Origin of the sequence: Rhodococcus sp. DT1, from assembly GCF_049844875.1 — a bacterium.
Classification (GTDB): domain Bacteria; phylum Actinomycetota; class Actinomycetes; order Mycobacteriales; family Mycobacteriaceae; genus Rhodococcus.
Genome location: NZ_JBNCLW010000003.1, coordinates 649,775 through 657,100, shown reverse-complemented (window position 1 = coordinate 657,100; position 7,326 = coordinate 649,775). Strand labels below are relative to the sequence as shown.

Here is a 7,326-nt window from a genome sequence, read left to right as displayed (position 1 = left end):
GGATGATCGCACCAAATAATTGGCACTGACATTCATCGGCACACTGTTGAGTTCTCAAAGAACACGCACACACCATCACTCGCAAGTTTCTCAACTTGTTCGATCCGGGGTTTGTTGTCCCACCGGGTTCCTCATCGGCTCCCTGGGGCGAACACCAACCTTACCAGAAGATTGTGTGTCGTGTAAACGTGCAGGCGCCTTCGTCCAACCTCGTTGTCCCAGTCCCTCAGGTCCGGGTCGGTGTCCGTGTCGCTCTGACTTGGACTAAGTTACGCGACGATGAACTGCCCTGCAAATCCCCTGGTCAGCAGCCATTCAGGGAAGGAAACCCCAGGTGAGCGGGCCTAGCGTCTACCCCGCGCACCGGGATCTTCAATCGTGACGCCGCACACATGCCACGCCGGGCCTCATCCGCGCAGGAGAGTGGGCTCGCCGGCCCCGACCCGCTCGATGTTGCCGCCCAGCTCCTGGATGATTTCCACGAACCTCGGGTAGCCGCGATCGATGTGGTAGACGTCGTGCACTTCGGTCACCCCGTCTGCGCACAGCCCGGCAAGCACCAGTCCGGCCCCTGCACGGATATCCGACGCCCATACCGGAGCACTCGACAGTTCCTCCACGCCGCGGATCACCGCATGGTGTCCGTCCGTCCGCGCGTCGGCGCCCAGACGCACCATCTCCTCCACGAAGCGGAACCGCGCCTCGAAGACGTTTTCGGTGATCATCGACGTGCCGTCCGCCACCGCCGCGAGCCCGATGGCCATCGGCTGAAGATCGGTAGGGAAACCGGGGTACGGAAGTGTCGCGAAGTTGACCGCCCGCGGACGCTCCCTCTGGACCACGCGGAACCCGTCCACGAGCGGAGCCACTTCGGCGCCGGCTCCCCGCAGCTTGTCGAGCACGAGCGCGAGGTGCTTGGGATTGACTCCGCGCACGGTCAGATCCCCGCGCGTCATCGCCGCCGCGATCCCCCACGTCGCCGCCACGATGCGGTCACCGATGCAGCGATGACTCGTGGGCGAGAGCGCAGGAACGCCGGAGATCCGAAGAGTCGTGCTCCCGGCGCCCGTGATCCGGGCGCCCATCTGGACGAGCATGGTGCACAGGTCCACGATCTCCGGTTCACGCGCGGCATTGTCGATAGTGGTGTCGCCCTTTGCGAGGACAGCAGCCATGAGGATGTTCTCGGTGGCACCCACCGACGGGAAGGCCAGCCGGATCGTCGCGCCGTGCAGTTCGTCCGCCTCGGCAACGACGCAGCCGTGCTCGATGGTGCTGTGCGCCCCCAGCAGACGGAGACCGGACTGGTGCATGTCGAGAGGGCGGGAGCCGATCGCGTCTCCGCCCGGCAGGGCGACCACCGCGCGGCGGCATCTCGCGACCAAGGGTCCGAGGACACATACGGAGGCACGGAACTGCTTCACCGCAGCGAAGTCCGCGTGGTACGACGGCTGCGCGGGGGTCGTGATCCGTACTTCGTCACCGTCGAGTTCGACCTCGCAGCCGAGACCCCGCAGGACCTCCGCCATCAAGGGCACGTCGAGGATGTCTGGACAGTTCGTAATCGTCGTGGTGCCCTCGGCGAGAAGCGCGGCAGCCATCAGCTTGAGCACGCTGTTCTTGGCACCACCGACGACGACATCACCAACGAGCCGGTTTCCCCCGGTGACAAGAAAGCGTTCACTCACAGCGACACAGCCTAACGTCGTGTCTGTCTCTACAGCGGAACCGGTACCGTGGCGGCCATGGCAGTGCATCTCACCAGGATCTATACCCGTACCGGAGACGACGGTACGACGGGCCTCAGTGATTTTTCCCGGGTATCGAAGAACGACCCGCGATTGATCGCCTACGCCGATTGCGACGAGACGAACGCGGCGATCGGGGTGGTGCTCGCACTCGGTTCCGTCCCCGAGCGGCTCGTTCCCGTGCTGCAGCAGATCCAGAACGACCTGTTCGATGCGGGCGCCGATCTGTCGACGCCGATCGCGGAGAACCCGAAGTACCCGCCGCTGCGCATCACCGAGCCGTACATCGACCGGCTCGAGGCGTGGTGCGACGAATTCAACGAAGAGCTGGGACCGCTCGATTCGTTCATTCTTCCGGGCGGAACCCCGGCCGCGGCGCTCCTGCACACCGCTCGCACGGTGGCGCGCCGGGCGGAACGTTCGGCATGGGCTGCGGTGGACGCCGCACCCGAGACCACGACAGTCTTGCCGGCGAAGTACCTCAACCGTCTGTCGGATCTGTTGTTCATCCTCAGCAGGGTCACCAATCCGGAGGGCGACGTCCTGTGGAAGCCCGGAGCGGGCGCGTAGGTAGGTCGATCTAGTAGGGACGGCGGCGCTGCGAGCGTCCCGACGGCCTGGACTCCACCCAGGACAGGAACGCCGTCTTCGCGCCGCTGTCCAGAGCGATCTCGTAGGATCCGTCGCCGTCGACGATCTCGAGGATCACGATGTCCTCGGTCATGATGTCCGTCTCCGCTGCAGTGGCGTGCCGGCGCGAACGCACCTCGATGCCCTGGCGGGAAATCCGCGTATCCGGCCCGGGACGCAGACTCGAGAGCTTGTAGAAGGCGAGCGTCTCGTCGCCGTAACGAATGATCCCGTGGCGCCATCCGGCGCAGTCACTGCGCGGGAGAACCCTCAGAATCGCGGCAGTGCCCCCTCCCCGAAGGGAGAAGGCACGATAAACGAGAGCCGCGACGGCAACCGCAAGCAGAACCACAAGGATGATGAGAACAATCATTCCGAGTGACACTGCTTGTCGGCTCCGTCGCGGCTCTTCGTTGTGTATCCGACGATCAGGCCCGTTCGACGGCCCGCAGGCGGCCCTTGGCCGCTGCGACTGCCGCCTCGTCCTGACTTTCGGCCAGGGTCGACTTCGCTGCCTCGACGTCGATGTCTTCGGCAAGAACGGCCGCTTCGGCAAGAACCGTCACGGTCGTGGCGGTCACCGAGAGGAATCCGCCGTCGACTGCCATGACGATACGCTCCCCGTCGGCGGTCTTGACCGACACGACACCGCCCTCGACGAGCTGGCCGAGGACCGGCTCGTGTCCGGGCATGACGCCGATTTCGCCTTCGGTGGTCTGGGCGGTGACGAGAGTCGCCTCTCCCGACCAGACACGTTCCTCGACGGCAACGATGTCTACGCGCATCTCAGCCACGCCGGCCTACTTCCCGGAGATCTTCTTGGCCGCGGCCTCGACATCGTCGAGTCCACCGCAGCTGTTGAAGGCCTGCTCCGGAAGGTGGTCGAACTCGCCCTTGCAGACGCGGTCGAACGCCTCGATCGTGTCGCTGAGCGGCACGACCGAACCGGGCTGACCCGTGAACTTCTCGGCAACGATGAAGTTCTGGCCGAGGAACTTCTGGAGACGACGGGCACGGTTGACCGTGACCTTGTCCTCTTCGGAAAGCTCGTCCATACCGAGGATGGCGATGATGTCCTGCAGTTCCTTGTACTTCTGAAGGATCCGCTTGACCTCGTTGGCGACACGGAAGTGATCCGCGCCGACGATGCCGGGCTCGAGGATGCGCGAGGTCGACGTCAGCGGGTCCACAGCGGGGTAGATACCCATCTGCGAAATCGGACGCGAGAGCTCGGTGGTCGCATCGAGGTGCGCGAACGTCGTGGCCGGCGCCGGGTCGGTGTAGTCGTCGGCGGGAACGTAGATCGCCTGCAGCGAGGTGATCGAGCGACCACGCGTCGAGGTGATGCGCTCCTGGAGCTCACCCATCTCGTCGGCCAGCGTCGGCTGGTAACCCACGGCCGAAGGCATACGACCGAGAAGGGTCGACACCTCGGAACCGGCCTGGGTGAACCGGAAGATGTTGTCGATGAAGAGCAGCACGTCCTGGCCCTGCACATCGCGGAAGTACTCCGCCATGGTCAGTGCGGACAGGGCGACGCGCATACGCGTGCCCGGCGGCTCGTCCATCTGGCCGAAGACAAGGGCGGTGTCCTGGAGGACGCCCATCTCTTCCATCTCGAGGTGGAGGTCGGTGCCCTCACGGGTGCGCTCGCCGACGCCGGCGAACACCGACGTACCGGAGAACTCACGCGCGATACGGGTGATCATCTCCTGGATCAGAACGGTCTTGCCGACACCGGCACCACCGAACAGACCGATCTTGCCGCCCTTGACGTACGGGGTGAGCAGGTCGATGACCTTGATGCCGGTCTCGAGGATTTCGGTCTTGCCCTCGAGCTGGTCGAAGGCCGGGGGCTTGCGGTGGATGCCCCACTGCTCGCCGTCGCGACCCGTTCCGGGTGCATCGAGGCAGTCGCCCAGGGCGTTGAAGACGTGGCCCTTCACGACATCGCCGACCGGCACGGAGATCGGGCGACCGGTGTCGGTGACGGAGGTGCCGCGCACCAGACCGTCGGTGGGCTGCATCGAGATCGTGCGGACCAGGTTGTCACCCAGGTGCTGCGCGACCTCGAGGGTCAGGGTCTTCGCCACGGACGGCAGAGTGACCTCTGCGTGCAGGGCGTTGAACAGTTCGGGTACGGCGCCACGCGGGAACTCCACGTCGACGACGGCGCCGATGACGCGGACGACGCGCCCGGCAAGGGCCGACGCCGCACCGGCGTTTTTGTCGGTAACTGCTGCGGTCATTGTGGTTCAGTCACTTCCTGCACTCGAGGCGAGCGCACCGGCACCGCCGACGATCTCGCTGATTTCCTGGGTGATCTGGGCCTGGCGGGCCTGATTCGCCTGACGGCTGAGGGTGTTCACCAGATCCGTGGCATTGTCCGTCGCGGCCTTCATCGCGGTACGACGGGCAGCCGACTCGGAGGCCGCGGCCTCCAGCAGCGACGCGAAGATTCGCGTGCTGACGTACTTCGGCAGAAGCGCGGACAGCAGCGTCGACGCCTCGGGCTCGAAGTTGTAGTCGGCCGTGGGTCCCTCGGATACACGATGACCGTCGCTCAGCATATCCGAACCCAGTTCGATCTCGTCCTCGGTGACACTCACCTCGAGCGGCGCCATACGACGCACCTCGGGGATCTGGGTCAGCATGGACACGAACCGGGTGTAGACGATGTGCAGCTCGTCGACGCCCTCGATGGTGCCTTCGCCGTTGGGTGCAGGCACCTCGGAACCGGATCCGGCCATGAACAGCTCGACCAGGTGCCGGCTCGCCTTCGCAGCATCCGTGTAACGGGGTTCCTGCGAGAAGCCTGTCCAGGCACCCGCGACGGGACGCTCACGGAAGGTGTAGAACGACAGGCCCTTACCGCCCAGCACGTACAGCACAGGCTCTTTGCCCTCGCTGACGAGCAGCTGGCGCAGCTCCTCCGCCTCCTTCAAGACGTTGGAGTTGTAACCACCGGCCATACCGCGGTCGCTGGTCACGACCAGCACTGCCGCACGCTTCGGGTTCTCGCGCTCGTTGAGCAGGGGGTGATCCAGCGACGAGGACGCGCTGGCCAACTCCGAGAGGACCTTGGTGATCTCCTCGGCGTAGGGCTTCGATGCCGCCACTCGGGCCTGAGCCTTCGTGATGCGCGACGTCGCGATCAGTTCCTGCGCCTTGGTGATCTTCTTGGTCGAGTTGACCGACTTGATCCGCGAGCGCAGCTCACGCAAGTTCGCCATTCGTCGATCACACTCCCTTCACTGGACGCTGGGTCATGGCCGCCCCGTTCACTTGCGAACGGAGGTGCGCTTGACGGAGACCTGCTCCTGCGCCACTTCGTCGGCGCCGAGAGCCTCTGCTTCGGCCTCGTTCACGACGCGGCTGCCGTCGGAGGCGAGGAAGCCCTCCTTGAACTTGGCGGTCGCGGCGGTCAGTGCCTCGATCGACTCGTCGGTCAGGGCCTTGCCACCGGCGATCTGCTCGTAGACGCCCGAAGCGTTGCGATGCAGATCCTCGAGAAGCTCGGTCTCGAAACGACGGACGTCGCCGACGGGAACGGAGTCGAAGACACCCTCACCGGCAAGGTAGATCGAGATGATCTGGTCCTCGACGGCGATCGGCGAGTACTGATCCTGCTTGAGGAGCTCGACGAGTCGCTGTCCGCGCTCGAGCTGCGCCTTCGACGCGGCATCGAGATCGGAAGCGAAGGTCGCGAATGCCTCGAGCTCGCGGTACTGAGCAAGTTCCAGACGCAGGGAGCCGGAGACCTTCTTCATGCCCTTGGTCTGCGCGGCGCCACCGACTCGGGAGACCGAGATACCGACGTTGATCGCGGGACGGACGCCCTTGTTGAAGAGGTCCGACTCGAGGAAGACCTGACCGTCGGTGATGGAGATGACGTTGGTCGGGATGTAGGCCGAGACGTCGTTCGCCTTGGTCTCGATGATCGGCAGTGCCGTCAGCGAGCCGCCACCGAGCGCGTCGGACAGCTTGGCCGAACGCTCCAGCAGACGCGAGTGCAGGTAGAAGACGTCACCGGGGTATGCCTCACGTCCCGGCGGGCGACGCAGCAGCAGCGAGATGGCACGGTATGCCTCGGCCTGCTTGGTCAGGTCGTCGAACACGATGAGGACGTGCTTGCCCTGGTACATCCAGTGCTGGCCGAGGGCCGAACCGGTGTACGGGGCGAGCCACTTGAAGCCGGCGGAGTCGGAGGCCGGAGCTGCGACGATGGTGGTGTACTCCATCGCGCCGTTCTCCTCGAGGGCCTGCTTGACGCCCGCGATGGTGGAGCCCTTCTGGCCGATCGCGACGTAGATGCAGCGCACCTGCTTCGACGCGTCGCCGGACTCCCAGTTGGCCTTCTGGTTCAGGATCGCGTCGATGCAGACCGCGGTCTTGCCGGTCTTGCGGTCGCCGATCACGAGCTGGCGCTGGCCACGCCCGATCGGGGTCATCGCGTCGATGGCCTTGATGCCCGTCTGGAGCGGCTCCTCGACCGGCTGGCGCTCCAGCACGGAAGCGGCCTGCAGCTCGAGCGCACGGGTCTCGTCGGCTTCGATGTCGCCGAGGCCGTCGATCGGCTGACCGAGCGGGTTCACGACGCGTCCGAGGAAGTTGTCGCTGACCGGGACGGACAGAACGTCGCCGGTCCGCTTTACTTCCTGGCCTTCCTGGATGGACTGGAAGTCGCCCAGGATCACGGCACCGATTTCGGTGGCTTCGAGGTTGAGGGCCACGCCCAGAACGCCGCCGGGGAATTCCAGCAGCTCGTTGGACATCGCCGACGGGAGGCCGCTGATGTGCGCGATGCCGTCACTGGTGTCGACGACCACGCCGACCTCTTCGCGGGAGGCCTCCGGGGAGTAGCTCGCGGTGTAATTGTCAATCGCGCTACGGATCTCGTCGGAGGAGATCGTCAGCTCCGCCATGTTCTTCCTGCTCTCGGTATCAG

The 7,326-nt window shown here is 65.2% G+C and carries 7 protein-coding genes; 1 reads left to right on the top strand and 6 read right to left on the bottom strand.

The window, feature by feature from the left end:
* Positions 1-407: 407 nt before the first annotated feature.
* On the bottom strand, positions 408-1,688 hold the full coding sequence (murA, locus tag ACLQ3J_RS10640) for a UDP-N-acetylglucosamine 1-carboxyvinyltransferase (protein WP_169622509.1): 1,281 nt from the start codon (positions 1,686-1,688) through the stop codon (positions 408-410).
* A 57-nt stretch (positions 1,689-1,745) separates the two neighbouring features.
* Here murA and ACLQ3J_RS10635 point away from each other — a divergent pair, with 57 nt between their 5' ends.
* Positions 1,746-2,318, top strand: a complete 573-nt coding sequence (locus ACLQ3J_RS10635) for a cob(I)yrinic acid a,c-diamide adenosyltransferase (RefSeq protein WP_169652782.1) — start codon at positions 1,746-1,748, stop codon at positions 2,316-2,318.
* 10 nt (positions 2,319-2,328) lie between these two features.
* On the opposite strand, the gene ACLQ3J_RS10630 is transcribed toward ACLQ3J_RS10635, so the two are convergent.
* From ACLQ3J_RS10630 to atpA, 5 genes are read right to left on the bottom strand one after another with little or no spacing between them, the layout of a single operon-like run.
* Positions 2,329-2,751, bottom strand: a complete 423-nt coding sequence (locus tag ACLQ3J_RS10630) for a DUF2550 domain-containing protein (protein ID WP_169622507.1) — start codon at positions 2,749-2,751, stop codon at positions 2,329-2,331.
* A gap of 55 nt (positions 2,752-2,806) precedes the next feature.
* Positions 2,807-3,172 carry a F0F1 ATP synthase subunit epsilon gene (locus ACLQ3J_RS10625; RefSeq protein WP_296550078.1) on the bottom strand — a complete coding sequence of 122 codons (366 nt, stop codon included), beginning with the start codon at positions 3,170-3,172 and terminating at the stop codon, positions 2,807-2,809.
* A gap of 6 nt (positions 3,173-3,178) precedes the next feature.
* Complete coding sequence (gene atpD, locus ACLQ3J_RS10620; protein ID WP_072700323.1) at positions 3,179-4,627, bottom strand: F0F1 ATP synthase subunit beta; 1,449 nt, start codon at positions 4,625-4,627, stop codon at positions 3,179-3,181.
* A 6-nt stretch (positions 4,628-4,633) separates the two neighbouring features.
* A complete protein-coding gene (locus ACLQ3J_RS10615) occupies positions 4,634-5,611 on the bottom strand; it encodes a F0F1 ATP synthase subunit gamma (protein WP_169622506.1) in 978 nt (325 codons plus the stop codon).
* Positions 5,612-5,659: 48 nt separating this feature from the next.
* Entirely contained in the window at positions 5,660-7,303 is a 1,644-nt protein-coding gene (gene atpA / locus ACLQ3J_RS10610; protein ID WP_169622505.1) for a F0F1 ATP synthase subunit alpha, read from the bottom strand.
* Positions 7,304-7,326: the final 23 nt, after the last annotated feature.

What these genes read in the sequence shown, in the direction of transcription:
- ACLQ3J_RS10635 (WP_169652782.1), top strand. Translation starts at nt 1,746, where the DNA reads ATGGCAGTGCATCTCACCAGGATCTATACCCGTACCGGAGACGACGGT.
- ACLQ3J_RS10630 (WP_169622507.1), bottom strand. Translation starts at nt 2,751, where the DNA reads ATGATTGTTCTCATCATCCTTGTGGTTCTGCTTGCGGTTGCCGTCGCG.
- atpD (WP_072700323.1), bottom strand. Translation starts at nt 4,627, where the DNA reads ATGACCGCAGCAGTTACCGACAAAAACGCCGGTGCGGCGTCGGCCCTT.
- ACLQ3J_RS10615 (WP_169622506.1), bottom strand. Translation starts at nt 5,611, where the DNA reads ATGGCGAACTTGCGTGAGCTGCGCTCGCGGATCAAGTCGGTCAACTCG.
- atpA (WP_169622505.1), bottom strand. Translation starts at nt 7,303, where the DNA reads ATGGCGGAGCTGACGATCTCCTCCGACGAGATCCGTAGCGCGATTGAC.